We start from the raw sequence: 26,951 nt of genomic DNA, 5'->3' as shown, positions 1-26,951 counted from the left end.
GTGGGTCATGAGCGACCAGACGGACAGCGGGCGCAGGCTCACCACGCAGGAGGCGGCCCGCGCACTCGGGGTGAAACCGGCGACGGTGTACGCGTACGTCAGCCGGGGCCAGCTCACGAGCCGCCGCGATCCCGCCGGGCGGGGCAGCAGCTTCGACGCCGCCGAGGTCGAGGCGCTGGCCCGGCGCAGCCGGCGCGAGGCGGCGGCACCCACCGGGGAGCCCTCCGTCCGTACGGCGCTCACCCTCATCGAGCCCGACCGGTACTACTTCCGCGGCGTGGACGCCGTGGAGCTGGCCTCCCGGTACCGCTACGAGGAGGTCGCCGAGTGGCTGTGGACGGGCACCCTCACGCCCGGGGCCCGGTTCACCGCTCCCCCGCAGGCCCTGGAGGCGGCCCGGCGGGCGGTGGCCGCCCTGCCGGAACACGGCGGCCCCATCGACCGGTTGCGGGTGGCGGTCGCCGCCGCCGCGGTGGCGGACCCGCTGCGCTTCGACCTGTCGGAGGAGGCGGTGCTCGGCTCCGCGCGCGCCCTGATCCCCACCATGGTCGGCGCGCTCCCCACGGCGGGTGCGACCCGATGGTCCGGGGACGGCCGGATCGCCCGCCGGTTGTGGTCGCGGCTGACGGCGCGGGAGCCGGACCCGGACGCACTGGCCGTGCTGGACCTCGCGCTGGCCCTCCTGGTCGACCACGACCTCGCCGCCTCGACCTTGGCCGTACGGGTGGCCGCCTCCGCGCGGGCCCATCCGTACGCGGCGGTGTCCGCCGGGCTCGGCGCTCTGGAGGGCCCGCTGCACGGCGCGGCGGGACGGCTGGCGCACCGGATGCTGGTGGAGGTGCTGGAGCAGGGCGGAGCCGCGCCGGTGGTGGCGGAGTACCTGCGGGCGGGACGCCGGGTTCCCGGACTCGGCCACCGGCTGTACCAGGGCGAGGACCCGCGGGCGCGGGCGCTCTTCGCCCGGCTGGAAGGGCTGGGGCAGGCCGGTCCCGCGCTGGACGCGGCGCGCGAGGTGGCCGCGGTGATGGCCCGGCAGGGCGGGCTGCACGCCAATGTGGACCTGGCACTGGCGGTGTTGACGGTCTCGTGCGGGATGCCGGCGGAGGCCGGGGAGACCGTCTTCGCTGTGGCCCGTACGGCGGGCTGGATGGCGCACGCGCTGGAGGAGTACCAGGAGCGGCCGCTGCGGATGCGGCCGAGCGGGCAGTACCACGGGCCCCGCCCGCCGCAGCCGATGCCGTGACGGGTCCGGCCGGAACCGCCGGGCCGGCCGGACTCCTGCGCCCGGCGTCAGGCGTCAGGCGTCAGGCGGCCCCCCACGGGCTGTGCCACCGATCGGCGATGGACTCCGCACGCGCGAAGTGGCCGGCCGCCTCGCCCTCGCGGCCCAGCAGCACGGCCAGCTCGCCCAGGGTGCGGGCGACCGGCCGGACCGCCACGGTGAACCCGGAGGAGACCGGCGGGGCGTCGCGGTACGGCAGCAGGGCCGCGTACAACTCCTCGGCGCCCGCCCGCTCCCCGAGGGTGACCAAGGTCATCGCCCGGAAGGTCGCGAAGACCTTGAAGAAGTAGTCCGTCCGCAGCGAACCCGCCCGGTCGAGGATCTCGCGCGCCTCCCGCTCCTCGCCCGCGGCGGCCAGCGCCACCGCGAGCAGGTCTCCGGCCGGCGGTCCGAAGGCCGCGTACACCTGCCGTAGCCGCGGCAGGTGCTCCGCGAGCCGGCCCTGGCTCGCCCGCAGGGTCGCGATGGCGACCGCCAGGATCCCCTCCGCGTGCGGGGACCCCTGCCGGGCCATCCGCGCGGCCGCCTGCCCGTAGAGACGCTCCGCCTCCTCGAACCGCCCCTCGACATGGGCCCAGGTCGCCTCGACGGTCTCGCCGACGGCGGCCGGCCCCGGCATCCGGTAGGTCCGCGCGAACTGCGTCCACCGGCCGACGAGTCGGCGGGCACCGGCCACATCACCCTCAGCGGCCGATGCCGTGGAGCGGATGAACATCCCGTACCACTGGTGGCCCGGCAGCTCGTGGACGGCGCCGATCCGTTCGAGTTCGCCTCCCAGGGCGGCGCGTTCGGGCCATTCGAGGTCGGCGTCGAGTTCCTTGACCAGCGCCGCGAGCGCCCCCGCCCGCAGCACGGGGTCCCCGGTGCCCTCCGCGAGGGCGAGCGCCTCGCGCGCGCCCTCCCGTACGCTCGCCACCTTGGCGTCGGACAGCTCGGCGGCGTACGCGCCCAGCAGCAGGCACCGTACGGCGGGTTCGTGACCGGGTCGCGCCAGCAGCCGCTCCAGCAGCTCCACCACCGGTGCGTCGACCACGCCGTAGGGTCGCGTCTGCCACGGCGTCGGCTCGGTCCATGCCGTGAACGCCGCGATCAGCAGGTCGTCCCGGCCCGCGCCGACCGCACGGTCGATCGCCGTACGCCGGGTCGTCCGCGCGGCCATGACCGCTCCCGCCCGCACCTGGGCCCGTACCAGCCGGCCCAACAACTCGACGCGTTCGGCGTCCCGGTCGCCGCCGGACTCCGCGGGGACCCGCTCGAAGCACTCCACGGCCTCGGCGAGCAGCGCGGCGGCCACGTCATGGGCGAAGCGGCTCTCGGCCAGCCGGGCGGCCCGCAAGCAGTAGGCGACGGCCTTCGCCGCCGTCGCCGAGGAGGCCGCGCGTACGTGGTGGTGGGCCAACGCGGAGACGTCGTCCGGGGCGAGCCGCTCCAGGCAGACCGCGATCCGGCCGTGCATCCGCGAGGACCTCAACCGGCTGAGGTCCGCCAGCAGGGTGTCGCGTACCAGCGCGTGGGCGAACCGGACCCGCCCCGGCTCGGATTCGACCAGCAGGCCGGCGAGCAGGCCGGCCTCCAGCGCGCCCAGTACGCCGTCCTCGCCGGTGTCCGCCGCCCCCACCAGGACCTCGACGTCGGATTCCCGTCCGGCGACCGCGGCCAGGCGCAGCACGGACACCACCGGCTCGGGGAGGCGTCCGAGCCGGCGCCGCAGCACGTCGCGTACGCCTTCGGGAACCTCGGACAGTGCCACGAGCGAGCCCTCGCTGCCCAACAACCTGGCGCTCTCCCGGACGTAGAAGGGGTTCCCTCCCGTGCGTTCGGCCAGCGCGGCCAGCACCTCCGCGTCGACCCGCGGGCCGCCCACCGCACGGACCAGCTCGGCCACGGCCTCCTCGGCGAGGCCGCGCAGCGCGATCCGGGCCGGTGCGCGCCGGGCGAGGCCGGCCAGGGTGTCGCCGAGTCGGCCCTCCGCGTCCTCCGGCCGGTACGCGCCGACGAGGAGCAGGGCGGTACCCGCGGGGAGGTCGGCCGCACCCGAAAGCAGCGCCAGCGTCTCGGCGTCGGCCCAGTGCAGATCGTCCAGGAGGACGGCGACGGGCCGCTCGCGCGCGGCCCGCGCCAGCCACCGACCGACGGCGCGGTGCAGTCGGAACCGCCCGGCGGCGACGTCCTCGCCGCCGGCCGCGCGGGTGGTGGCGGGAGCGTCCTCGGCCAGGAGGGGCGCCAGCCCGGCGGCCGCCGCGGGCTCGGGCGGGGCGGCCTCGGCGAGGGCGCGCAGTGCTTCGACCCAGGCCCAGGCGGGTGGCGCGCCCTCGGCATCGGTGGTGCGGCCGAAGGCGACGAGCCAGCCCTCGGCGCGGAGCCGGTCGTCGAGGGCGCGCAACAGCGCCGATTTGCCCAGCCCGGCCTCGCCGCTGACCAGCGCGACGCGGGGGCCGGCCGAGCGGGCCCGATGCGCCTGCGCCGTCAACCGGGCCAGTTCCTCCTCGCGCCCGACGAACGGTTCGACCCCGACGAACGGTTCGACCCCGTCGGCGGCCGGCTCCGTGGGCAGCGGCGCCCGTTCCGGCGGCGCGGCCGGCACCGTCTGCGGTGGCCGGGTGGCCTCGCGCAGTACACGGCCGTCCTGGGTGAGGACCGCCTGTTCCAGCTCGACCAGGGCGGCGCCGGGATCCAGTCCCACCTCGTCGGCCAGGACCGTCCTGGCCCGGCGCAGCGCCGCGAGTGCGTCGGCCTGTCGGCCCGCCGCCCACAGCGCGAGGGCGTGCAGTCGCCAGGCCTCCTCCCGGAGCGGCTCCTCACGGGTCAGCAGCGCGGCCTCGGCGACCGCAGCCGCCAGGTCGGCGCCGGCCCGCAGCCCGGCGGAGACGCCGAGTTCGCGGGCGGCCAGCCGCAGCTCGCCGAGCCGCATGATCTCCGCGTGGGCCCACGGCTCGTCGGCGCTCTCCGCGTACGCCGGCCCCTGCCACAGCCCCAGCGCCTCGCGGAGCAGGGCTCCGGCGGTGTCCGGCTCGGCAGGCAGGGCTTCGCGGGCCCGGGCGAGCAGCCGCTCGAAGCGCCAGGCGTCGACGGCGTCGTCGGGCAGCCGCAGCGCGTACCCGGGCGGCGCGCTCACCAGCATCCGGGCGGGGGTGCGCGGGGCCCGGCCCGGTTCGAGGAGGCGGCGCAGGTTGGAGACGTAGGCCTGGAGCGAGGCCACGGCACGGGCGGGCGGCGCCCCCTGCCAGAGTTCCTCGATCATCCGGTCGACGGACACGACCCGGCCACGCGCCGCCACGAGCAGGGCCAGTACGGAACGCTGCCGGTGGCCGCCGAGCGGGATCGCCTCGCCGTCCCGCTCGGCCGCGAAGGAACCGAGTACGCGTATGTGGACCATGACCGCACCAACCTACGCGGATTCGGCCAACTCCCGCCCGTACAAAGCCGAACGGCGTCAGAGATCCGTCCGATCCTCCGGTTCCTCCGGCACCTCCGGTCGCTCCAAGTGGCTTCCAAGAGCCCTCCATGTACCGGCGTCGAGTCTCTTTCCATGAAGACGACGCAATCAGGAACGGCACGGGCACCGCGGGCAGGACGGAGCGCGGCGCGGCCCCACACCCACGAGATGGTGGTCATCCACCGCGGCCTGCGCCGCGAGGCTCGGCTGCTGGTCGAGCTGATCGCCGCGGTCGCCCCCGGCGACACGGCGCGGGCACGGCTCCTCGGGGACCACTTCCGCGACTACCGGCTCGGCCTGACGGGCCACCACCACGGCGAGGACGCCTACCTGTGGCCGCCGTTGATGGCCCGGGTCGACCTCGAAGCCGATCTCGTCCTGCGCATGGAGGACCAGCACGAGCGGGTGGCCGCGAGCCTGACCGCCGCCGACGAGGCTCTGCCCGCCTGGGAGCGCCGGGCCGGGGAGGCGGAACGCGACACGCTCGTCTCGCTGCTCGCCGAGCACCGGACCGTGCTGCGGGAGCACCTGGACGACGAGGAGGAATCCCTCCTGCCGCTCGCCGCCCGCCACCTGTCCGCGGAGGAGTGGGACCGGCTGGGCGAGCACTTCCTGACCAGCACGCCCAAGCCCAAGCTGCTGTTCTTCCTCGGGATGGTCCTGGAGGACGCCGACCGGACCGAGCGCGCGGCGATGCTCGCCGGGCTGCCCCTCGCCGGGCGCCTGCTGTGGCGCACCGTCGGGCGCCCGGCCTACGCCCGCCGGGTACGGGCCGTCCGCCGCACCGCCGCTCCGCGCTGATCCCCCTCCCCCGCCGCCCCTCCCCACCCACCTTCAGGAGAGCTGTCATGTCCCTCAAGCACCTCGCCACCGCTTTGGCCGCCGCGGGCGCCCTGTTCATCGTGTACGTCGGCCTCAGCTACCTGTTCGCACCACAGGCCACCGCCGCCGGCTTCGGGCTGCCGACGTGGCCGCAGCACGACGGCACCGGCTTCCTCGCCGTCAAAGGCGTCCGCGACATCGCGAGCGGCCTGGTCATCCTCGCGCTCCTGCTCACCGGGCAGCGCCGGGCGCTCGGCTGGGCGATGGCGGCGACCACCTTCGTCCCGGCCGGCGACATGGTGATCGTCGCCACCGAAGGCGGGCCCGCGAGTCATGCCTACGGGGTGCACGGGGCCACCGCTCTCGCCGTCGCCCTGACCGCGGTCCTCCTGCTGCGTGAGCGCCCGACCCCGGCCGTCCGCACCGCCGCCGAGCCGGCCCAGGCCTGACCACCTGCCCGCCCTCCCCACCTCCCGCCCCTCTCACCAGGAGAAGACGCCATGTCCCTGATCGTGCCTTCCTTCGACGAATCGGTGATCGTGCGCTCGACCGAGGCCGAGACGATCGGCGCCGCCCCGACCACCATCCGGCTCCTCGCCGACAGCACGTCCACCGGCGGCGCCCTGTCGACACAGCGGGTGAGCCTGCTGGACGGCGCGAACGGCGCCGCGCCCCACCACCACACCCGGTCCGCCGAGCTGTTCTACCTGCTCGACGGCACCGCTCAGCTCCTGTCGGGCGACCAGGTGGTGACCGCGGAACGCGGAGACCTCGTCATCGTGCCGCCCGGCCTCGATCACGCGTTCGCCGCCGCGCCCGGTGAGAACGCCGACATCCTCATCGTCATCACACCCGGCATCGAACGGTTCGAGTACTTCCGCCACCTGGAACGGATCGCCTACGGCAAGGTGCCGCCGGAGTCCCTGCTGGACGTCCAGGAGCTCTACGACACCTACTTCACCCGCAGTGAGGCCTGGAACACGGTCCGGGCATGACGGGAGTGGGGTGACCGACAAGTCGGGCGTAAGCATTCCGCTTGCACCGGAGCCGACCTACCGTTGCTGCCCATGCGGTTCCCCCTCTTGAGCGCTCGGCGCCTCGGGCTGCCCAGACGGGCCGTCTCCCAGATCCTGCTGACCCAGCTGGCCATCGCCGCCGGGGTCGCCGTACTGGCGACCGGACTGTTCCTGGCACCGCTCAGCGCCCAGCTCGACGACCAGGCCATGCGGCGCGCCCTGGCCATCGCGCAGAGCGCCGCGGCCGACCCCGCGCTGGCCGCCGGGGTCCTGTCCTCCGGGGCCTCGGCCGACAGCCCCGTCCAGTCCTCGGCCGAGCGGATCCGCCGGGCCACCGGAGCCGAGTACGTGGTCGTGCTCGACCTGGACGGCATCCGTCGCTCGCACCCGAGCGCCGACCGGATCGGGCTGCCCGTCTCCACCGACCCGAGCGACGCTCTGGCGGGACGTGAGGTCATGGAGATCGACGACGGCACCCTGGGCCGCTCCGCCCGCGGCAAGGTCCCGCTCCTCGCGGCCGACGGTGAGATCGTCGGCGCCGTCTCGGTCGGCATCGCCTACGACAGCGTCCGCGACCGGCTGCTCGGTGCGATCCCCGGCCTGCTCGCCTACGCGGGCGGCGCTCTGGCGGCCGGTGCGCTCGCCGCCTATCTGCTCTCCCGTCGGATCCAGCGGCAGACCCGTGATCTGGCCTTCTCCGACATCGCTGGCCTGCTCGCCGAGCGCGAGGCCATGCTGCACTCCATCCGTGAGGGCGTGATCGCCTTGGCCCCCGACGGCAGGGTCCGGCTGGTCAACGACGAGGCCGCCCGCCTGCTGGGCCTCGCCCCGGACGCCGCCGACGGCTGCGCGGGGCGTCCGCTGGAGGACGTACTGGGCACGGGCCGCACCACCGACGTCCTGTCGGGCCGCGTCACCGGCCAGGACCTGCTCACCGTCCAGGGCTCCCGGGTGCTGGTGGCCAACCGGATGCCCACCGAGGACGGCGGCGCCGTCGCCACCCTCCGCGACCGCACCGAGCTGGAGCACCTGGGCCGCGAGCTCGACTCCACCCGGGGCCTGATCGATGCCCTCCGCGCCCAGGACCACGAGCACGCCAACCGCCTCCACACCCTCCTCGGCCTGCTGGAGCTGGGCCTGCACGAGGAGGCGGTGGAGTTCGTGACCGAGGTCGCCGGCGTGCACCGGACGACGGCCGAGCAGGTCACCGAGAAGGTCCACGACCCCCTGCTGGCCGCCCTTCTGGTGGGCAAGGCGACCGTCGCCGCCGAACGCGGCGTCCCGCTGCGTCTGGCCGGCACCACCCTCCTCCCCGACCGCCTGGTGGACCCGGGCGGCCTCGTCACGATCCTCGGCAACCTCGTGGACAACGCCTTGGACGCGGCCACCGGTTCGGCGGCGCCCTTGGTCGAGGTGGAGCTGCGCGCGGAGGGTCGAACCGCCGTGCTGCGGGTGCGCGACAGCGGCCCCGGGGTGCCCGCCGCGCGCCGCGAGGAGATCTTCACGGAGGGCTGGTCGACCAAGCAGCCCAAGGCCCACCGCGAGCGCGGGCTGGGCCTCGCCCTCGTACGCCGCCTCGCGGAGCGGCAGGGCGGCAGCGCCCGGGCCGGTGAAGCAGCGGACGGAGGGGCGGAATTCTCCGTCGTACTCCCGGAGGCCCTGCGGTGAACGAGACCCCGATCCACGTATTGGTCGTCGACGACGACGTGCGTGTTGCCCTGATCAACGCGGCGTACGTGGCGAAGGTTCCCGGTTTCCAGGTGACGGCACAGGCCCATTCGGCCGCCGAGGCCCTGGAGTTCCTCGGCTCGCATCCCGTGGACCTGGTCCTCCTGGACCACTACCTCCCGGACGAGAACGGCCTGGACCTGGTGCGGCGCCTGCGCCAACTCGGCCACCGCACCGATGTGATCATGGTCACCGCCGCCCGCGATCTCGCCACCGTGCAAGCCGCGATGCGTCTCGGCGCCCTGCAGTACCTGGTCAAACCCTTCACCTTCGCCGGACTGCGCAGCCGTCTGGAGGCGTACGGATCCCTGCGCCGCACCCTGGAGACGGGCGGCGAGGCCGAACAGGACGAGGTGGACCGGATCTTCGGCGCCCTCGCCGCAGCGGGATCCCCGAACGAGCTCCCCAAGGGCCACTCCGCCGGCACGGCGGAGCTCGTCCGCCAGGTGCTGCGGTCCGCAGAAGGCCCCTTGTCCACCCAGCAGATCGCCGACCGCGCGGGCATCAGCCGACAGACCGCCCAGCGCTACGTCAAACTCCTCGAACGCACCGCCCGGGTCAGCCTCGCCCTGCGCTACGGCGAGACCGGCCGCCCGGAGCACCGCTACACCTGGCTCCCGTCGGAGGGACCGGCCTGACGGGAGCCGGACGCCCGGCCGCTCCGGCTCCGGTCAGACCGCTCCGGCTCCGGTCAGGGAGCGGACCTCCGTCTCCGCGTGCTTCGCCTCGTCCGGCTCCTCGCCCGAGGTGACGGTGCCCAGCCAGCCCGCCAGGAAGCCCAGGGGGATGGAGACGATCCCCGGGTTCTGCAGCGGGAAGTACTGGAAGTCCACTCCGGGGAAGAGGGATTCGGCGCTGCCCGACACCACCGGCGAGATCAGCACCAGCAGCACCGCCGGAATCAGGCCTCCGTACACCGACCAGACGGCTCCGCGCGTGGTGAAGCCGCGCCAGAAGAGCGAGTACAGCAGCACCGGCAGGTTGGCCGAGGCCGCCACCGCGAAGGCCAGCCCCACCAGGAACGCCACGTTGAGGTCCTGGGCGAGCAGTCCGAGGGCGATCGCGACCGCCCCGATGCCGACGGCCGCGACCCGGGCCACCGCGACCTCGCTGCGCTGCCGGGCGTGCCGGCGCTTGAGCGAGGCGTACAGGTCGTGCGCGACGGATGCCGAGGAGGCGAGGGTGATGCCGGCCACCACCGCCAGGATGGTGGCGAAGGCGATGGCGGCGACGAAGGCGAACAGCACCGCGCCCCCGGTGGTACCGGCACCCCCGCCGAGGAAGGCCGCCAGCAGCGGGACGGCCGTGTTCCCGGAGGCGTTGGACGCCCGCACCTCGTCCGGTCCCACCAGTGCGGCCGCTCCGAAGCCGAGCACGATGGTCATCAGGTAGAAGCCACCGATCAGCCCGATCGCCCACACCACCGAGCGACGGGCCGACCGCGCGGTGGGCACGGTGTAGAACCGCGACAGGATGTGCGGCAGCCCGGCGGTCCCGAGGACCAGGGCGAGACCGAGGCTCATGAAGTCGATCCGGGCGGTCCAGTCCCCGCCGTACTTGAGGCCGGGGCCGAGGAACGCCCGCCCGTGTCCGCTGCGGTCGGCTGCGCTGGTGAGCAACTGGTCGAAGTTCCCGTGGAAGCGCAGCAGCACGAGCACGGTCAGGGTGATCGCGCCACCCATCAGCAGCACGGCCTTCACGATCTGGATCCAGGTGGTGGCCCGCATCCCGCCGAAGGACACGTAGACCACCATCAGCGCGCCCACCCCCACCACGGTGAGGGTCCGGGCGACGGCGCTCGAATTCCCCAGCAGCAGGCCGACCAGACTGCCCGCGCCGACCATCTGCGCGATGAGGTACAGGACGGAGACCACCACCGAGGAGGTGCCGGCCGCGATCCGCACCGGACGCTCGCTCATCCGGGCCGCGACCACGTCGGCGAGGGTGAAACGCCCGCAGTTGCGGACCAGTTCGGCGACGAGGAACAGCACCACGAGCCAGGCCACGAGGAAGCCCACCGAGTACAGCAGGCCGTCGTAGCCGAAGAGGGCGATCAGGCCGGAGATGCCGAGGAAGGAGGCGGCGGACATGTAGTCGCCCGCGATGGCGAAACCGTTCTCCATCGGGGAGAACAGTCGCCCGCCGGCATAGAACTCCTCGGCCGACCCGTGCCGGTTCCGGCTGACCCAGGTGGTGATGCCGAGGGTCACGGCGATGAAGAGGCTGAACAGGATCAGCGCGAGGGTCTGGTGTTCGGTGGTCACCGGCCCGCCCTCCTCGCCCGGGTCCGGTCCTGACCGCGTTCCTGCTCGAAGACGGTCCAGCGTAGATCGAGCGCGGCCCGGTCCCGCCGCAGCCGCGCGTGCCGGGCGTACGCCCAGGTCAGCAGGAAGGTGCTGAGGAACTGGCCGAGCCCCGCCAGCATGGCCACGTTGACCGCGCCCACCACGGGCCGGGCCATGAGGCCGGGCGCGGCGGTGGCGGCGACCACATAGGCGACGTACCAGAGGAAGAACCCGGCGGTGGCGGGGACGACGAACCTGCGGTAGCGGGCGCGCACCTCCTGGAAGGCGGCACTGCGCTGCACTTCGAGGTAGATGTCGGATGCGCCGGGGGCGGGGCGTCCGCCACCGGGGACCGGGGCCGGCTGGGACGTTTCCTCACCCTCGCCCCACCCGACGGCCAGTGCGTCGTACCAGGGGTCGTCCAGCCGGATCGTTCCGGTATCACGACCTTCGTGCTTGTCCACCGAACTCTCCTTGTCCGCTGCCGCATTGGCCGCGTGCCCACAAGGATGTGCGGACTGGGCGCTTTCCGGACTGGTGTACCGGCGCTCTTCACTCCAACAGGTGATGGAGCGATGAGCGCCGGTATGCCGTGGCGCGTTCGGTGTCGGGTGCCGCCGGGCTCCGGCGGCACCCGGATCAGGCGTCGATGCGGGAGCGGTCCAGGGTCGCCGCGGAGCTCGTGATGAACTCCTTGCGGGGCGCCACCTCGTTGCCCATGAGCAGGTCGAAGACCTGCTCGGCCGAGTCCAGGTCGCCGATGTTGATCCGGCGCAGGGTGCGGTGGCGGGGGTCCATGGTGGTCTCCGCCAGCTGGTCCGCGTCCATCTCGCCGAGGCCCTTGTAACGCTGGATCGAGTCCTTGTACCGGATGTTCTTGCGCTGGTACTCCAGGAGGGTCTGGCGCAGCTCGTTGTCCGAGTACGTGTAGACGTACTTGTCCTGGCCCTTCTTCGGCTGGACCAGCTCGATCCGGTGCAGCGGAGGCACGGCCGCGAAGACCCGGCCCGCCTCGACCATCGGTCGCATGTACCGCTGGAAGAGCGTGAGCAGCAGGCAGCGGATGTGCGCGCCGTCGACGTCGGCGTCGACGAGCAGCACGATCTTGCCGTACCGGGCGGCGTCGATGTCGAAGGTCCGGCCCGAGCCGGCTCCTATGACCTGGATGATCGCTCCGCACTCGGCGTTCTTGAGCATGTCCGAGATCGAGGACTTCTGGACGTTGAGGATCTTGCCGCGGATCGGCAGGAGCGCCTGGAACTCCGAGTTCCGGGCGAGCTTCGCGGTGCCGAGGGCCGAGTCGCCCTCGACGATGAAGAGCTCGCTGCGGTCCACGTCGTCGCTGCGGCAGTCGGCCAGCTTCGCGGGGAGCGAGGAGGTCTCCAGCGCGGTCTTGCGACGCTGCGCCTCCTTGTGCTGACGGGCCGCGATCCGGGTCCTGGCGGCCGCGACGATCTTCTCCATCACGGCGCGGGCCTGCTGCTTGTCGTCACGCTTGGTGGAGGTCAGGAAGGCCTTGAGCTCCTTGGCGACCACGGCGGCGACGATCCGGGTGGCCGCGGAGGTGCCGAGCACCTCCTTGGTCTGGCCCTCGAACTGCGGCTCGGCGAGCCGGACGGTCACGACCGCCGTCATGCCCTCCATCGCGTCGTCCTTGACCACGTCGTCCTCCGCCACGCGCAGCAGCTTGGCCGAGCGCAGGACCTCGTTCACGGTCTTGGCGACCGAGCGCTCGAAGCCGGAGACGTGGGTGCCGCCCTTGGGGGTGGCGATGATGTTCACGAAGGACTTGACGTTGGTCTCGTACCCCGTGCCCCAGCGCAGGGCGATGTCCACGCCGAGCTCACGGGTGACCTCGGTGGGGGTCATGTGGCCGCGGTCGTCGAGGACCGGGACGGTCTCCTTGAAGGTGCCCGTGCCGCTCAGGCGCAGGACGTCGCAGACGGCCTTGTCCTGGGCGAGGTACTCGCAGAATTCGCTGATGCCGCCGTCGAAGCGGAAGGTCTCCTCGGTCTTGCCGGCCCCGTCGATGCCGCGCTCGTCGCGGACGACCAGGGTCAGGCCGGGGACGAGGAAGGCGGTCTGGCGGGCGCGCTGGTAGAGCGTCTCCAGGTTGAGCCGGGCATCCTTGAGGAAGATCTGGCGGTCGGCCCAGTAGCGGACCCGGGTGCCCGTCCTGCCCTTGGCGACCCGCTTGACCTTGCGCAGGCCGTTGGCCGGGTCGAAGGGGCTCTCGGCGCCCTGCTCGGTGAACATGCCCGGCACGCCGCGACGGAAGCTGATGGCGTGGGTCGCGCTGTTGCGGTCGACCTCGACGTCGAGACGGGCGGAGAGGGCGTTGACCACGGAGGCGCCGACGCCGTGCAGACCGCCGGAGGCCGCGTACGAGCCACCACCGAACTTGCCGCCGGCGTGCAGCTTGGTCATGACGACCTCGATGCCGGACAGGCCGGTCTTGGGCTCGACGTCCACGGGGATGCCGCGGCCGTTGTCCCGGACCTCGACGGAGGCGTCCTCGTGCAGGATCACCTCGATGTGGTCGCAGTACCCGCCCAGGGCCTCGTCGACGGAGTTGTCGATGATCTCCCACAGGCAGTGCATGAGGCCCCGACTGTCGGTGGAGCCGATATACATGCCGGGGCGCTTGCGGACGGCCTCCAGCCCTTCGAGGACGAGCAGGTGCCGCGCGGTGTAGTTGGAACCGTCCCGGTCTGCTCCGGACAGCAGCGCGCTGGAAGGCACGGACGTGTCGGCGGTCACGCAGTTCGCTCCTCGCTGAATTTCTTTTCTGGCCCGGTCGGGCGCAGGGGTGGCTCGGGTGCCGCTCGAAGGGTACCGAGGCCAGGTAGAGCCGATGCAACGCCACCCTCGCGCATTGCTCAGCCTAGTCCAGATCCGTACGAGTGTTCGATCCCCCGCGCGGGTGAAGGAAACATCACGTTCCCTTCCGCGCATGAACCATTTAGGGTTCGGGCACGTCCTCATTCACAACCTGGCACTCTCGCCGGGGGAGGATGGAACTGCAACAAGCGCACGACTGACAACGCGAAACCGTAAAGCAACGCAATACGGCTCCTTCGCCGCCAACCGGCAACAGCCGGCCAGCTTCGGAAGGAAGTTTCGAGGAAAAGCCGCGAGCGGGAACGTTTTCGGCCTGGTTGGATGTTGACCCTGGTACGACAGCTCGTCGAGCTAGAGAAGAGGCGACGTGACTACTGTTCTGACACCCGCGACCCCGCTGACGGCCGCTGACCGATGCGACCGTTGCGGCGCCCAGGCATATCTGCGCGTCGTCCTGCTGAGCGGCGGTGAACTGCTCTTCTGCGCCCACCACGGGCGCAAGTTCGAGCCGGAACTCAAGAAGATCGCCGCGGAAATACAGGATGAGACAGAGCGGCTCACGTCCGCTCCGGCTGCCAATGCCGAACCCGAGGACCGCTGACACAGGCCTGCACCTCGCATCCGACGAGCCAGGACCGGCCAGGCCGGTCGACGGGCGGCACCCCTGAGACCCAGGGGTGCCGCCCGTCCTCACGTCCGCGACCCTGCCGCTAAGGCGTGCGATGCCCCTGTACGGGCCCTGCGTACGGCTGGGAGGCCCCGCGGGCGCCCCACCGGATGTCCCGGACCTTCCCGGGCTGCGCGCCCGTCTCCGGGGCCAGTACGAAGTCGACCAACGGGGCGATGCGCGTGTAGATCCCCGGGCTGTCGGCGCGCCCGCAGCCCCGGCCCCACGAAACCAGCCCGATCAGCCGCCCCTGCGCCACCAGCGGCCCGCCGCTGTCGCCCTGGCAGGCGTCCTTGCCCCCGGCGCTGTCCCCCGCGCACACCATGGACTCCGCGCGGTACTGCCCGTCCGCGTCCCCGGGGTAGGCGCGCACGCAGATCTCGTCCGCCAGCACCGTCACCCCGGCGGCACGGAGCCCGTACGCGTAGTCACCGAAGCCGCTCGTGTCGCCCCAGCCGTACACCGCGGCCTCGGTCCCGGCCGTGTAGGCGGGATGTCCCGCCCCGGCCATGGGCAGCACGTGGTCGGCGGGCACCGACTCGGCCAGCTCCAGAACGGCGAGGTCTCCGGCGTTGCTCGCCGGGTCGTAGGCCGGGTTCACCCTGGCCCCGCGCACCGCGATCTCCCGGCCGTCGGCCGCCCTGAGCTCCGTACGCCCGGCGATCACGCGGAAGTCGGCCACGGATTCCACCGGACCGCCCAGCACCTGGCTGCCGAGGCAGTGCGCGGCCGTCAGCACCCTGGTCGGGGCGACGACCACGCCACCGCAGAACTGCCCGCCCCGCGTACCCCCGAACCGGTCACGGCTGGCGAGGGCGACGACCCAGGGACTGTCGGCCACCTTCACCGGCTTCCCGCCGATCACCACACTGTCCGCGGCCGCCTGCGGCACCTGGGCGAACGGCGCCGCGGCCGCTCCCGCCGCCAGGGTCAGCGCTCCCGCCAGAGCACGGGCAAAGGGACGACGCATGAGGCCTCCTGACTCCGAGTGTGCATGACTCCACCCAGAGTGGGACGCCCGGTCGCCGAGCGCACCCGCGCGGCCACCCTCGCCCTGTCCTCCGCATCGGCTTTCGGCGGCGGCCCGTGCCGCCGCCGAGGCCTCCCGATCAGTCCAGGTAGTCGCGCAGCACCTGGGAGCGGGACGGGTGCCGGAGCTTCGACATCGTCTTGGACTCGATCTGGCGGATCCGCTCACGGGTGACCCCGTAGACCTTGCCGATCTCGTCCAGGGTCTTCGGCTGGCCGTCCGTGAGGCCGAAGCGCATCGAGACCACGCCGGCCTCGCGCTCACTCAGGGTGTCGAGCACCGAGTGCAGCTGCTCCTGCAGCAGCGTGAAGCTCACGGCATCGGCCGGGACGACCGCTTCGGAGTCCTCGATGAGGTCACCGAACTCGCTGTCGCCGTCCTCGCCGAGCGGCGTGTGGAGGGAGATCGGCTCGCGGCCGTACTTCTGGACCTCGATGACCTTCTCGGGGGTCATGTCGAGTTCCTTGGCCAGCTCCTCCGGGGTGGGCTCGCGGCCCAGGTCCTGGAGCATCTGGCGCTGGACGCGGGCGAGCTTGTTGATGACCTCGACCATGTGCACCGGGATGCGGATGGTGCGTGCCTGGTCGGCCATGGCGCGCGTGATCGCCTGGCGGATCCACCACGTGGCATAGGTCGAGAACTTGTAGCCCTTGGTGTAGTCGAACTTCTCGACCGCACGGATCAGACCCAGGTTGCCCTCCTGGATCAGGTCCAGGAAGAGCATGCCGCGGCCGGTGTAGCGCTTGGCGAGGGAGACCACGAGGCGGAGGTTGGCCTCCAGCAGGTGGTTCTTCGCACGGCGGCCGTCCTCGGCGATGATCTCCAGCTCGCGCTTGAGCTTGGGCGCCAGCTTGTCGGAGTTCGCCAGCTTGTCCTCGGCGAACAGACCCGCCTCGATGCGCTTGGCGAGCTCGACCTCCTGCTCGGCGTTGAGGAGGGGGACCTTGCCGATCTGCTTGAGGTAGTCCTTGACCGGGTCGGCGGTGGCTCCGGCGACCACGACCTGCTGGGCGGGGGCGTCGTCCTCGTCGTCGGAGATGACGAAGCCCTTGTTCTCCCCGCCCTCCTCCTCTTCCTCGGCCTCGGCCTTGGCGGCGTCGGGACCCTCGTCAGGGGTCTCGTCCTCGGCGCCCTCGTCCGCGTCCTTCTTGGAGGCGGTCTTCTTCGCCGCCGTCTTCTTGGCGGCGGTCTTCCTGGCCGGCGCGGCCTTCTTGGCCGCGGTCTTCTTCGCCGCCGTCTTCTTGGCTGCGGGCTCCGTTCCGGGCTCTCCCGCGAGAGCTTCCACGATCTCCGAGTCCGCCGGAACGGGGGTCGCCGCGGGCTGCGCTGCCGTCGTCCTGGCCGCCGTCTTCTTGACGGTCTCGGTGGCCGTCCGCTTGGCCGGGCTCTTGGCTGCGACGCTCTTGCGGGTGGTGCGCTTGGGCGACTCCGCGGCACTGACCATCAGCGTCACACCCTCTTCCTCGAGGATCTGGTTGAGGCTGCGCAGAACATTCTTCCACTGGGTCGCAGGAATCTGGTCAGCCTCGAAGGCCCGACGCACGTCATCGCCGGCGATCTGCCCCTCGGCCTTGCCCCGCTCGATGAGCGCCATCACAGACTCGGAATCGGCGATCTCCGGCGGGAGCGTACGGGATGTGCTGGCCGACACGAACAACCTCTCGGAACGATGGGAACGGCTTCCGACCCCGGGCCTGCTGGTGCTGGACCGGAACCGACGACCACTGACCGGGGATGGGCCGGCGGCGCGGGCAGGGGCCGGGGAGCTGCACAGCACCCCCAAGGGCTGCTGTCTTCCCTCCGTCGGCCATCACCTCTTACGTCATCGCGTGACCTCGCAGAGCGTTACGCCCAATCTTCGTGGCCCGAGTCACACCCCGTACTCAGGAGTGCCGCTCCTGTGGTCGAACCTGGCGTGTCGCGGGTGTCGAACCGCCACGAAACGGGGCCTCACGTCGGTGTCGCCGGACCCGACCGGGCCCGGCGACATGTTCTGCACCCCCGCGCCCCCGCGCGTCCGCCCGTCAGTGCTCGCGCGGGGCGGGAACCACGCGCTCGACCTCCGGATGAACCGTCAGAAGCTGGCGCATGGCGTTCTCGGCGCCCGTCGCGTCACCCGCGGCCAGGGCCTCGACCATCCGCGCGTGGTGCGCGACGGAGGTCTCGCTGGGGCGGTCGCAGGCGGTGATCGGGTTGCCGGAGACCTGGAGGGCTGCGGAGACGATGCCGGAGAGGTGCTCCAGCATGCGGTTTCCGGCGACCTGGATGAGGAGCGCGTGGAATTCGTTGTCGGCGCGCGCGAAGGTGATCGCGTCGCCCTGGCCGAGGGCGTGGCCCATGATCTCGACCATGTCCGCGAGGCGCTGCTGGATGTCCGGGCGGCCGTGACCGGCGGCGAGACGGGCGGCGAGCGGCTCGATGGTCCAGCGGAGCTCACCGAGCTCGCGGCGCTGGTCGTCGCGCTGCGGGCCGAAGGCGCGCCATTCGATGATGTCGGGGTCGAGCAGGTTCCAGTCGGCGACGGGACGGACCCGGGTGCCGACGTTGGGGCGGGCGCTGACGAGGCCCTTGGCCTCCAGCACCCGCAGCGATTCGCGGACCACCGTGCGGGAGACCTCGAAACGCTGGCCGATCTCCTCGGGGACGAGCGGACGGTCCGCGCCGAGGTCACCGGAAACGATCATCTGGCCGAGCTGCTGGACGAGTTGGCCGTGGAGTCCGCGTCCGCGGCTGCCTGCCGCTCGGCGGCCCACGCGGCTCAACTCGATGTCGGCACCGTCCCAGTGGGGTGCTCCGACGCGGTCGGACCCGGGGGTCTCCGCGTAGGGGTAACGGTCGAGTTCGCCCGGGCCGGCGAGGCCGGAGTCGGCGTGGCGGGCGGCGGTCATCATGGTGTGCGCAAGGGTACTCACGAATCCTTTGTCGGCCGTGCCTCCATGACCCTTGAGGTCTTTGGTGAAAAGCACACGAAAGGGTGATCGGTGCCACCTACGCAATTGACGACTTATCGTAAAGAATCGGGCCTTTTGCGGGGAGTTGCGGTCCGCTTGACGTGACACGGACCGCAATGGTCCTCTCCGCGACTTCTCCCGCATCCGAACGATCACCAACGGACCCGGCTGCGCAGTCCGGTGAACCCATAGGCGCACAACAGGACCATCAGCGACAACACCAGTGCGGTCCCGACGGGTTGGGCCATCACCCGGAGGGCCCCCACCAGCACGCGGTCGACCTCCGGCGGCCACTGCCCCCAGGTCAGGCCGCGCAGGCGGGCAGCGAGTCCGGTCGAGGGGTACGCGGACGAACCCTCCAGCGCCTTGCGCACCAGCGGAACCACCATCACCGGTACGGCGAGCACCGCGGCCAGTCCCGCGGTGGCGGACCGGAACACACCGGAGGCCAGTACGCCGGCCCACGCGCAGCCGATGAGCAGCCCGGCCCAACTCACGGCCGGGGAGAGCCACTCCACCGGGGTGCGCAGGGGGCCGCTGTCGAAGACCAGCGCGAGGGCGGCGGCGTCGGCGGCCACCGTCAGGGCGCCGAGCAGCAGGGCCAGGGCGGCACAGATGCCCAGCTTGGCGGTGAGGAGTCCCATTCGCCGGGGCACGGTGCCCCGGTCGGCGGCGAGCGCGGGGTAGCGGTACTCCTCGCCGAAGGCCAGCGCGCCGAGCAGTCCCGCCCCCAAGGCGGCGGGCGGCAGCGGCAGCAGTTCGGGCCAGGCGGCGAGCAGCCGGTTCTGCGGGGTCTGCCCGGTCCGGGCGAGGACCAGGGCGGTGAGGACGGAGGCGGCGACGACCAGGGCGGCGGTGAGGACGGGGGTGGCGGTCCCGAAGACCCGGAGCAACTCGTAGCGCAGGGGTCGCAGCGGGCCACCCACGCGGCGCACGGCCGACGCCGGGCGCCCGGAGCGGATCTGCCGCGGGTTCTCGCCGGGGGTGTCGGCGGCGGCCTCGGCGCGGACCGCGCCCGGCTCCGGCGGGCCTCCGGCCGCGGTGCGCGCGGCCGGGACCGGCGCCGTCGACGCACCGGCGTCGCCCGTCTCGTCGGCGAGCTGATGGACCAGCACGCCGTGCCGGAACGCCGCCTCGCCGACCTCGGCGCAGTTGCTGCCGTACACCGACAGGCGGCTGCCGCTCTCCGCGACGATCTCCACCGAACGCCGTGCGGCGCGGGCCTCCCGGCCCAGTACGTCGGCCAGTCGGGCCGCGTGCGGGGTGCGCACGGCGACCCGAGGCCGCAGCCGGGTCCGGGCGAAGTCCGCCGCGTCCTGGTCGGCGACGAGCCGGCCCGCCTCGATGCTGACGACGCGGTCGGCGCTACGGGCGGCCTCCTTGGCGTCGTCGGTGGTGAAGAGCACCGCGCCGCCGAGGGAGGCGTGGCCGCGCAGCAGGCCGTGCAGCCAGCCGCGTTCGCGTGGGGAGAGTCCGGCACCGGGCTCGTCGAGCAGCAGGGTGCACGGATCGGCGAGCAGGGCCGAGGCCAGAGCGACCCGGCGCTCCATGCCGAGCGACAGGGAGCCGAGCCGCTGGTCCCGCAGCCCCGCGATGCCGACGACCTCGAGCATCGCGTCGGCCCGGGAAGCCGGCACCCCGGCGGCGGCACAGAGCATCCGCAGCTGGTTGCGGACGGTCCGCGCGGGGTTGCCGGGGACGTCGCCCAGGAGCACGCCGACCTCACGGCCGGGGTGCGGGATCCGGTGCAGCGCGCGGCCGCGGAAGTAGGTGACGCCGCGGCCCGGTTCGAGTTCGAGCATGAGCCGCAGTGCGGTGGTCTTGCCCGATCCCGGCTCGCCGAGCAGGGCGGTCACATGCCCCGGGCGGGCCTCGAAGGTGAGGTCGTCCACGAGGGGCGGGGCGTCGGGGCGGGGTTTGCTGGTGAGTCCGATGGCCTGGAGCATCGCTTCTCTCGCGGGGGGTGAGACCGCTCAGCGGCAGGGTGGGTACCGCAAGCAAGATAACGCGATATGTCCGATATTCAGCGCAACCGGTCCGATGGAATGCCGATACTGCCGCCCCCGGGCTCCGCACGGACGGCGGGTCCGGACCCGGTCCGGGCATCGGGACAGCGGTCCGGGCATCGCCCGGGGCGCCTCGTACGCCGCGGTGTCAGACCTCCGGACGCAGCATCGGCGGGTTGAGCAGGGTGGCCCCACCCGCCCGGAACAGCTGGGCCGGACGCCCGCCCTGACGGGTCGTCGTACCTCCGGCCGGCACCAGGAATCCGGGAGTGCCGGTGACCTTGCGGTGGAAGTTGCGCGGGTCGAGGGACACTCCCCAGACCGCCTCGTACACCCGGCGCAGCTCGCCGACGGTGAACTCCGGCGGGCAGAAGGCCGTGGCCAGCGAGGAGTACTCGATCTTCGAGCGGGCCCGCTCCACACCGTCGGCGAGGATCCTGGCGTGGTCGAAGGCGAGACCCGTGGAGTCCTCGTCGGTGCCGGCCAGCACCTCGTCGACCGAGGCCCAACGCGCGCTGTTGGCGTCTCCCCCGGCCCGGGGCGCAGGCAGGTCCGGAGCCAGCACCAGGTGCGCCACGCTGACGACACGCATCCGCGGATCGCGCTTCGGATCGCCGTAGGTGGCCAGCTGTTCGAGGTGCGCGCCGTTGCCCGCGCCGGGCAGGGCGGGGTCGTGCGCACAGAGGCCGGTCTCTTCGGAGAGCTCCCTGGCGGCGGCCCCCGCCAGGTCCTCGTCCCCGCGGACGAAACCTCCGGGCAGCGCCCAGCGGCCCTGGAACGGCTGCTCACCTCTCCGGACGACCAGCGCGCAGAGCGCGTGGCGCCGCACGGTGAGCACGACCAGGTCGACGGTGACGGCGAAGGGCGGATAGGCCGACGGGTCGTAGGGCGACATGCCGCGATCATAGTCGTCTGCCTGACGATAAACAGCGCTTTGGTGACCTTGAAGGCAGCACCCCGAGGGCTGCGGCCTTCGATCGGGCGGACGGTCCGGCCGGAACGGGGTGCGAATGCTCAGCCACCCAACTGGAGCGCATCGGCCGCCTCCTCCACCATGCCGAGGCCGAGCCGGCTGATCCGGACGGCGAAGGGCTCCCCCGCGACCCGAAGACCCGAGAGTCTGAGCCCGCCCAGCGGGGCTCCGGGCAGGGGCGCGAGGGCGACCGTGCCCGCGGGGGCGTCGGGGCGGATGCCGGCGAGGGCGGTCAGGGCGTGGATCCCGGCCGCCGCGGCCACGGCGGCCGGGCGGCAGGCCGCCGGGTGCGGCACGGGGGCGCTGCCCGTGGTGCGCTGCTCGGCCGCGAACATCTCCGGAAGCCGGTATCCGAAGGCCTCCGCCGCGTCCAGCAGGCCTCCGAGCAGGCCCGCTGCCTCCTTCTCGAAGCCGGCCTGGGCCAGGCCCGCCACGGCCACCGCGCTCTCGTACGCCCTCACGGCGCCCGAGCGGTGACCGAACGGGTTGTAGCCCGGCTCCTTCACGACCATGCTCCGCAGCCCCCATCCGGAGTCCATGGCGGGGGCTCCGAGCAGTCGGGCGAGCTGCTCGGCCCGGGTCCGGTCCAAGAGCCCCGGGGCGAGCCGACCGCCGCCGAGCAGTCCGGTGTCGAGCAGGTGGGCGGCGGCCCCCGTCAGGCGTGGCAGCGGCCTCCCGTCGGGGTGGAGGGCCGAGGCGGGCCGGCCGCCGTCGGGACCGTCGATCCAGAACCGGGCCCGGAACCGCTCCCGCAGCCCGACCGCCCGATCCCGCCACTCCTCGGCTCCGGGCCGCCCGCACGCGGCGAGCAGGTCGGCTCCGAGCACCGCGGCCCGATGGGCGTGGGCCTGGGTCTCGCAGCGCCGCGGGCCCGGGTCGGGGTCGGCCAGGAAGCCGTCCTCCCCCAAGGCGCCCCGAAGCCAGTGCAGGCACCGCTCGGCGACCGGGAGCAGCCGGGCCACCTCCTCCTCGGGCATCCCCCAGAGCCGGGCCTCGGCCAGCACCGCGGGGAAGGCCAGTGTCGCCTCCGTGCCGGTGCACCCCGGTGGAAGTTGCGCGCCCGCTCCGCGCAGCGGGCCCGGGATCTTCCCGTGGTCCGGCCCCGGATCCTCGATCTGGGTGCGGGCGAGGATGCGTAGGGTGGCGGCGGCGAGACCGGTCCCGAGGGGCAGCGCCATCCGCGCGGCCCAGAGCGACTCCGCCGGTGCCAGGCCCAGCCGCCAGGGCGCTCCCGCCGCGGCGAAGGCGTCGCCCGGCTGCTCGGGGTCGCGCAGGAGCAGCGCGCCCAGGTCCTGGACGCTGGTCCGGAACCATGCCTCGGCCCGCGGATCGTCCCCTTCGGCCCGGGCGTCGGCCAGCGGGTTCGCCACCTGCCCGGCGGGGGCCCGCCCCACCCGGTGCTGCGTGGTCCGCAGCTCGATGGTGCGGGATTCGCCGGGAGCCAGTTCGAGCTGCCAGCGCAGCAGCCCCGCCGAGGCCAGCGCGTCGTCCGGCGGCGGCTCGGCGGCGGTCACGGCCTGTGTCTCGCCGGTGCTCCAGCGCAGCCCGGCGGCGTGCACCCCGGCGGGTACCTCCGGCCCGGCCCGGCCGGCGGCGACGGCGGCCAGCTCCGCCAGGTCGGTGCCGAGCAGCACCTCCACGGGCAGGCGTACCGGCCGGGCCGAGAAGCTGCGCAGGGTGATCCGCTCGGTGCCGTCCGCGTGCCGGAGCCGTTCCACGCCGATGTCGGGGTCGGGGCCGGGCTCGGCGCCGGTGCGCACGGTCGCGGTGAAGACGGCCCGGTCGGCGGCGAGGCTGCGCCCCTGGACCGCGATCGGGTCCCGGCCGCCGACGCGCAGTACGCAGCGGGAGAGCAGGCGGCGCCCGGACCGGTAGATCCCTTCGATCCCCTGCCCGGTCAGCTGGCCGTGCTCCGGTGAGATGGCCAGACAGGGCGCGGAGACGCAGATGACGGCGTCGTGCACGGGCGGCAGTTCGGTCCTGCGGGCGGCGGGCACGCCGGCTGGGCGAGGAGGTGCGAGGTGAGACATGTGTCGCCTTGTCTGCGCTCCGGTCGGTTCAGCTGGGCGGCGGCGCGGCCGGTCCCCCACCACCCCACAGCTGAACGCCCCCGACCCCGCCCGGGTCACGGTCCCGGGCGCCGTCCGGGCGTGCCCGGGGTGAGGCCCGCGCCGACGGGGCAGGCCCAAGGCGTACCGGAGCCGTCGCACCGGACCGCCGGACGAGGTGGACCGGTGCGCGCTCACTGTTCGCTCCTCGCGGTACGGCGCGATCCACGGCGGGCGGTCCGGTCCCGGCGACCGGGAGGACGGGTTCCGGCGGAGGGGCGGCTTCGCCGAGGTTCCCGTCGGCGCCGCTCCTCCCGCAGGCACTGCCGCAGCCCCTCGGGGTCGATCCCTTCGTTGCAGGCGTGGTGGAGCAGCTGGGCGAAGCGGTACTCGGCGTCCGCCCGCAGGGCCAGGCCGAAGGCGATCCGGGCGGTCGGCTCGTCGCCCGTGGACCACGAGACCCAACCGGCGAGGGTGAGCGGGGCGGCCGCGTGCTCGCCGTAGGCCCCGACGCAGCGCCTGGCCAGGGCCCGCCACAGCCGCAAGGCCGGGGCCGCCTCCTCCTTCTCCATCCATTCCGCGGCCACGTCCCGGATCTCGCGGTCCTGAAGGCCGAGGATCAGTGCGGCGGCCTCGTCGTGGCCGAGCAGCGCGTCGTCCCAGTCGTCGGCGTGGGCGCCTCCCTCGACGGGCGGGGCGAGTGTCATGCGCCGCATCAGGGCCCGCGCCAGGGCGATGGTCTCGGCTCCGACCTCCTCGCGGGTGGCTCCGTCGAGGATCCTGGGCATCAGGGCGGCGGCGGCTCGGTCCAGGGCCTGTTCCGCCTCCTCGGCCACGGCACCGCGCAGCGGTGCCAGCCTGCTCTCGATCTCCTTGAGGGAGCCCCGGACCTGGAGTCCGGCGAAGGTGGCCGTGGCGGCCAGTACCGAGGTACCGACGGCGGCCAGCAGGCTGCCGTCGGCCGGGCAGCACCGCTCGTCGGGGCACACGTAGGACCAGAACCGCCCCTCCGACAGGCACAGGGCCTCCAGGACGGGCACGTCCAGAGCTCCGCAGGCCAGCCGGATCCGCTGGGCGAGGGGCCGCAGCCGGGTCATCACCCGCCGGCCGTTCTCCTCCCCGGTGGGTTCCTGGCAGAGGTAGACGACGATGCCGTCGGGCTTGCCGCCGCGCCGTTCGCTGCCCCGGATCAGGCACTCGGCGACCTGTCGGGCGGTGTCCTCCCATTCCGTGGGTGTGCTGGGGATACCGACGCGGAGCCGCCCGCCGAAGCGTCCGCCCTCGCCGTGCACGGCGACCATGACGAGGGAGTCGGTCGGGTGGAAGCCGAGCATGTAGGGCAGCGCGTCGGCCAGTTCGGCCGGGCTGCGCAGGGTGATCTGGGGTCCGGTGGCGGCTCCGGACGGGCTGATGGAGGGACGGCCGGACGGGGTGCGTGATTCGTGGTTGTTCGTCATGCCACGAAGGTCCCGCGCATGATCCGATCCCGAAAGCCCTGTGGATAACTCCCGCCGCGCCCTCGCCTCGCTCCCGGCGCCGCCGTCCACAGGCCCGGAGCGGCATTGGCGCGATGTCGGAGGCATCAGGTTGCATGGGGGCATGAACGCAGACCTGAGGTCCTCGGCCGACTCCGTACTAGCCCGTCTCGTGGGCGACCCCACGGGCACCGCCAGGCTGCGCGAGGACCAGTGGCTGGCGATCGAGGCCCTGGTGGCGCACAAGCGGCGGGCGCTGGTGGTCCAGCGCACGGGCTGGGGCAAGTCCGCGGTGTACTTCGTCGCCACCTCCCTGCTGCGGGCGAGCGGCGCCGGCCCCACGGTGATCGTCTCCCCGCTCCTCGCGTTGATGCGCAATCAGGTCGAGGCCGCGGCCCGGGCGGGGATCCGCGCCCGCACCATCAACTCCGCCAACCCCGAGGAATGGGAGGGCATCCAGGCCGAGGTGGCGGCGGGTGAGGTCGATGTGCTGCTGGTGAGTCCGGAGCGGCTCAACAACCCCGATTTCCGCGACCAGGTCCTCCCCAAGCTCTCGGCCGCCACCGGCCTGCTCGTGGTCGACGAGGCGCACTGCATCTCCGACTGGGGTCACGACTTCCGCCCCGACTACCGCCGCCTGCGCACCATGCTGGCCGACCTGCCGCCGGGGGTCCCGGTGCTCGCCACGACCGCCACGGCCAATGCCCGCGTGACCGCCGACGTCGCCGAACAGCTCGGCACGGGGGCCGGCACGGACGCTCTGGTGCTGCGCGGTCCGCTGGACCGCGAGAGCCTGAGTCTGGCCGTGCTGACCCTGCCCGACGCGGCGCACCGGCTGGCCTGGCTCGCCGACCATCTCGGGGAGCTGCCCGGCTCCGGGATCATCTACACGTTGACCGTGGCGGCCGCCGAGGAGGTCACCGCCTACCTGCGTCACCGCGGGCACACCGTGTCCTCGTACACCGGAAAGACGGAGAACGCGGACCGCCAGCAGGCCGAGGACGACCTCCAGGCGAACCGGGTCAAGGCACTGGTGGCGACCTCCGCCCTCGGGATGGGCTTCGACAAGCCCGACCTGGGCTTCGTGGTGCACCTGGGGTCGCCCTCCTCCCCCATCGCCTACTACCAGCAGGTCGGCCGCGCCGGCCGTGGTGTCGAGCACGCGGAGGTCCTGCTGCTCCCCGGCCGGGAGGACGAGGCGATCTGGCAGTACTTCGCCTCGGTGGCCTTCCCGCCGGAGGAGCAGGTGCGCCGCACGCTGGACGTTCTGGCACAGGCCGGTCGGCCGCTGTCGCTGCCCGCCCTGGAGCCGCTGGTCGATCTGCGCCGCACCCGGCTGGAGACCATGCTCAAGGTGCTCGATGTCGACGGCGCCGTGCACCGCGTCAAGGGCGGCTGGACCTCGACGGGCGAGCCCTGGGCCTACGACGCCGAGCGCTACGCCTGGGTGGCCCGCCAGCGGGCGACGGAGCAGCAGGCCATGCGCGACTACGCCGCGGCCACCGGGTGCCGGATGGAGTTCCTGCGCCGCCAGCTGGACGACGAGGAGGCGGCGGCGTGCGGCCGCTGCGACAACTGCGCCGGGGCCCGGTTCACGGCGGAGGTCTCCAGCACCGCGCTGGACACCGCGCGCGGTGAACTCGGCCGCCCGGGCGTGGAGCTGGAGCCGCGCAAGATGTGGCCGACGGGGCTCGCCGCGGTCGGCGTCGACCTCAAGGGGCGCATCCCCGCCGGTGAGCAGGCCTCGACGGGCCGGGCGTTGGGTCGGCTGTCCGACATCGGGTGGGGCAACCGGCTGCGCCCGATGCTGGCCCCGCAGGCTCCGGACCAGCCGGTTCCGGACGATGTCGCGCAGGCCGTGGTCGCGGTGCTCGCCGACTGGGCCCGCGGTCCGGGCGGCTGGGCCTCGGGCGCTCCGGACGCGCCGGCCCGGCCGGTGGGCGTGGTCGCGCTGCCCTCGCGCAGTCACCCCCAGTTGATCGGTTCGTTGGCCGCTCGGATCGCGGAGATCGGGCGGATGCCGCTGCTCGGCGCGCTCGCCTACACGGACCAGGCCCCGGAGTTCGGGTCGGTGTCCTCGAACAGCGCGCAGCGGGTACGGGGGCTCCACCAAACCCTCACCGTGCCCCCGGCGCTGGCCGACGCGCTGGCGGAGTCCGCGGGCCCGGTGCTGCTCGTGGACGACCGTGCGGAGAGCGGGTGGACCATCGCGGTGGCCGCCCGGCTGCTGCGGCGGGCAGGCGCGAAAGAGGTGTTCCCGCTGGTGCTGGCGCTTCAGGGCTAGCCGAATGCGTCATCTTCGGCGTGGCGGGGCAAGGATATGAACGGCATACCGGCGAATTCCGGTCGGCGGCGTCAATTGCTCGTTGCCGCACGCTCAGAAGCCACGCG

General features: G+C 73.3%; 19 protein-coding genes. 8 read left to right on the top strand and 11 right to left on the bottom strand.

Annotated features, from left to right (window positions below; all coding sequences use genetic code 11):
* Window positions 1-7 precede the first annotated feature (7 nt).
* Window positions 8-1,243, top strand: a complete 1,236-nt coding sequence (locus OG624_RS29800) for a citrate synthase (protein ID WP_033217478.1) — start codon at window positions 8-10, stop codon at window positions 1,241-1,243.
* A gap of 61 nt (window positions 1,244-1,304) precedes the next feature.
* On the opposite strand, the gene OG624_RS29795 is transcribed toward OG624_RS29800, so the two are convergent.
* Window positions 1,305-4,658, bottom strand: coding sequence for a BTAD domain-containing putative transcriptional regulator (locus OG624_RS29795; RefSeq protein ID WP_371639997.1), 3,354 nt, complete (start codon window positions 4,656-4,658; stop codon window positions 1,305-1,307).
* Between the two features lie 228 nt (window positions 4,659-4,886).
* Between OG624_RS29795 and OG624_RS29790 the strand changes: the two genes are divergently transcribed.
* The 5 genes from OG624_RS29790 to OG624_RS29770 all read left to right on the top strand — a co-directional run bounded on the left by OG624_RS29790 (window position 4,887) and on the right by OG624_RS29770 (window position 8,922).
* Window positions 4,887-5,519 carry a hemerythrin domain-containing protein gene (locus tag OG624_RS29790; RefSeq protein WP_352163107.1) on the top strand — a complete coding sequence of 211 codons (633 nt, stop codon included), beginning with the start codon at window positions 4,887-4,889 and terminating at the stop codon, window positions 5,517-5,519.
* Between the two features lie 47 nt (window positions 5,520-5,566).
* Window positions 5,567-5,989, top strand: a complete 423-nt coding sequence (locus OG624_RS29785; RefSeq protein ID WP_371639996.1) for a DUF4267 domain-containing protein — start codon at window positions 5,567-5,569, stop codon at window positions 5,987-5,989.
* Between the two features lie 51 nt (window positions 5,990-6,040).
* On the top strand, window positions 6,041-6,535 hold the full coding sequence (locus OG624_RS29780; protein ID WP_326749142.1) for a cupin domain-containing protein: 495 nt from the start codon (window positions 6,041-6,043) through the stop codon (window positions 6,533-6,535).
* Between the two features lie 72 nt (window positions 6,536-6,607).
* Window positions 6,608-8,224, top strand: coding sequence for a sensor histidine kinase (locus OG624_RS29775; protein WP_371593589.1), 1,617 nt, complete (start codon window positions 6,608-6,610; stop codon window positions 8,222-8,224).
* Window positions 8,221-8,922, top strand: coding sequence for a response regulator (locus tag OG624_RS29770; RefSeq protein WP_033217466.1), 702 nt, complete (start codon window positions 8,221-8,223; stop codon window positions 8,920-8,922). Before OG624_RS29775 ends, OG624_RS29770 begins: the two co-directional genes overlap by 4 nt.
* A 33-nt stretch (window positions 8,923-8,955) precedes the next feature.
* Here the strand turns inward: OG624_RS29770 and OG624_RS29765 are convergent, their stop codons facing one another.
* The 3 genes from OG624_RS29765 to OG624_RS29755 form a co-directional block, all read right to left on the bottom strand.
* The gene (locus tag OG624_RS29765) at window positions 8,956-10,548 is read right to left on the bottom strand and encodes a solute symporter family protein (RefSeq protein ID WP_033217464.1); all 1,593 of its coding nucleotides are present in this window, start codon (window positions 10,546-10,548) and stop codon (window positions 8,956-8,958) included.
* Window positions 10,545-11,033 carry a DUF485 domain-containing protein gene (locus OG624_RS29760; protein WP_161293115.1) on the bottom strand — a complete coding sequence of 163 codons (489 nt, stop codon included), beginning with the start codon at window positions 11,031-11,033 and terminating at the stop codon, window positions 10,545-10,547. The genes OG624_RS29765 and OG624_RS29760 overlap by 4 nt, the downstream gene beginning before the upstream one ends.
* Before the next feature lie 175 nt (window positions 11,034-11,208).
* A complete protein-coding gene (locus tag OG624_RS29755) occupies window positions 11,209-13,329 on the bottom strand; it encodes a DNA gyrase/topoisomerase IV subunit B (protein WP_033217462.1) in 2,121 nt (706 codons plus the stop codon).
* A 448-nt stretch (window positions 13,330-13,777) separates the two neighbouring features.
* Here OG624_RS29755 and OG624_RS29750 point away from each other — a divergent pair, with 448 nt between their 5' ends.
* Window positions 13,778-14,011, top strand: coding sequence for a DUF7455 domain-containing protein (locus OG624_RS29750; RefSeq protein WP_030016583.1), 234 nt, complete (start codon window positions 13,778-13,780; stop codon window positions 14,009-14,011).
* A 109-nt stretch (window positions 14,012-14,120) separates the two neighbouring features.
* On the opposite strand, the gene OG624_RS29745 is transcribed toward OG624_RS29750, so the two are convergent.
* The 7 genes from OG624_RS29745 to OG624_RS29715 all read right to left on the bottom strand — a co-directional run bounded on the left by OG624_RS29745 (window position 14,121) and on the right by OG624_RS29715 (window position 24,542).
* The gene (locus OG624_RS29745; protein WP_371639995.1) at window positions 14,121-15,047 is read right to left on the bottom strand and encodes a serine protease; all 927 of its coding nucleotides are present in this window, start codon (window positions 15,045-15,047) and stop codon (window positions 14,121-14,123) included.
* A gap of 139 nt (window positions 15,048-15,186) precedes the next feature.
* A complete protein-coding gene (locus tag OG624_RS29740) occupies window positions 15,187-16,764 on the bottom strand; it encodes an RNA polymerase sigma factor (protein WP_266353556.1) in 1,578 nt (525 codons plus the stop codon).
* Window positions 16,765-17,131: 367 nt separating this feature from the next.
* Window positions 17,132-18,019, bottom strand: coding sequence for a FadR/GntR family transcriptional regulator (locus OG624_RS29735; RefSeq protein WP_078909126.1), 888 nt, complete (start codon window positions 18,017-18,019; stop codon window positions 17,132-17,134).
* Between the two features lie 191 nt (window positions 18,020-18,210).
* Complete coding sequence (locus OG624_RS29730; RefSeq protein ID WP_371639994.1) at window positions 18,211-20,004, bottom strand: ATP-binding cassette domain-containing protein; 1,794 nt, start codon at window positions 20,002-20,004, stop codon at window positions 18,211-18,213.
* 208 nt (window positions 20,005-20,212) lie between these two features.
* The gene (locus OG624_RS29725; protein ID WP_030713299.1) at window positions 20,213-20,959 is read right to left on the bottom strand and encodes an NUDIX hydrolase; all 747 of its coding nucleotides are present in this window, start codon (window positions 20,957-20,959) and stop codon (window positions 20,213-20,215) included.
* 119 nt (window positions 20,960-21,078) lie between these two features.
* Complete coding sequence (locus OG624_RS29720; RefSeq protein ID WP_371639993.1) at window positions 21,079-23,067, bottom strand: glycogen debranching N-terminal domain-containing protein; 1,989 nt, start codon at window positions 23,065-23,067, stop codon at window positions 21,079-21,081.
* Between the two features lie 212 nt (window positions 23,068-23,279).
* Window positions 23,280-24,542, bottom strand: a complete 1,263-nt coding sequence (locus OG624_RS29715; protein WP_326749134.1) for a DUF4192 domain-containing protein — start codon at window positions 24,540-24,542, stop codon at window positions 23,280-23,282.
* A gap of 142 nt (window positions 24,543-24,684) precedes the next feature.
* Here OG624_RS29715 and OG624_RS29710 point away from each other — a divergent pair, with 142 nt between their 5' ends.
* On the top strand, window positions 24,685-26,844 hold the full coding sequence (locus tag OG624_RS29710) for a RecQ family ATP-dependent DNA helicase (protein ID WP_161293095.1): 2,160 nt from the start codon (window positions 24,685-24,687) through the stop codon (window positions 26,842-26,844).
* Window positions 26,845-26,951: the final 107 nt, after the last annotated feature.

This window comes from Streptomyces virginiae (assembly GCF_041432505.1).
Lineage (GTDB): Bacteria > Actinomycetota > Actinomycetes > Streptomycetales > Streptomycetaceae > Streptomyces > Streptomyces virginiae_A.
Note: the sequence above shows the minus strand (reverse complement) of the source record. Positions and strands in the feature narration are given on the sequence as shown.

Coding starts and splice junctions, on each gene's coding strand:
- OG624_RS29720 (WP_371639993.1), bottom strand. CDS start 23,067: ATGTCTCACCTCGCACCTCCTCGCCCAGCCGGCGTGCCCGCCGCCCGC.
- OG624_RS29785 (WP_371639996.1), top strand. CDS start 5,567: ATGTCCCTCAAGCACCTCGCCACCGCTTTGGCCGCCGCGGGCGCCCTG.
- OG624_RS29730 (WP_371639994.1), bottom strand. CDS start 20,004: ATGCTCCAGGCCATCGGACTCACCAGCAAACCCCGCCCCGACGCCCCG.
- OG624_RS29745 (WP_371639995.1), bottom strand. CDS start 15,047: ATGCGTCGTCCCTTTGCCCGTGCTCTGGCGGGAGCGCTGACCCTGGCG.
- OG624_RS29800 (WP_033217478.1), top strand. CDS start 8: ATGAGCGACCAGACGGACAGCGGGCGCAGGCTCACCACGCAGGAGGCG.
- OG624_RS29725 (WP_030713299.1), bottom strand. CDS start 20,959: ATGTCGCCCTACGACCCGTCGGCCTATCCGCCCTTCGCCGTCACCGTC.
- OG624_RS29790 (WP_352163107.1), top strand. CDS start 4,887: ATGGTGGTCATCCACCGCGGCCTGCGCCGCGAGGCTCGGCTGCTGGTC.
- OG624_RS29795 (WP_371639997.1), bottom strand. CDS start 4,658: ATGGTCCACATACGCGTACTCGGTTCCTTCGCGGCCGAGCGGGACGGC.
- OG624_RS29715 (WP_326749134.1), bottom strand. CDS start 24,542: ATGACGAACAACCACGAATCACGCACCCCGTCCGGCCGTCCCTCCATC.
- OG624_RS29775 (WP_371593589.1), top strand. CDS start 6,608: ATGCGGTTCCCCCTCTTGAGCGCTCGGCGCCTCGGGCTGCCCAGACGG.
- OG624_RS29780 (WP_326749142.1), top strand. CDS start 6,041: ATGTCCCTGATCGTGCCTTCCTTCGACGAATCGGTGATCGTGCGCTCG.
- OG624_RS29710 (WP_161293095.1), top strand. CDS start 24,685: ATGAACGCAGACCTGAGGTCCTCGGCCGACTCCGTACTAGCCCGTCTC.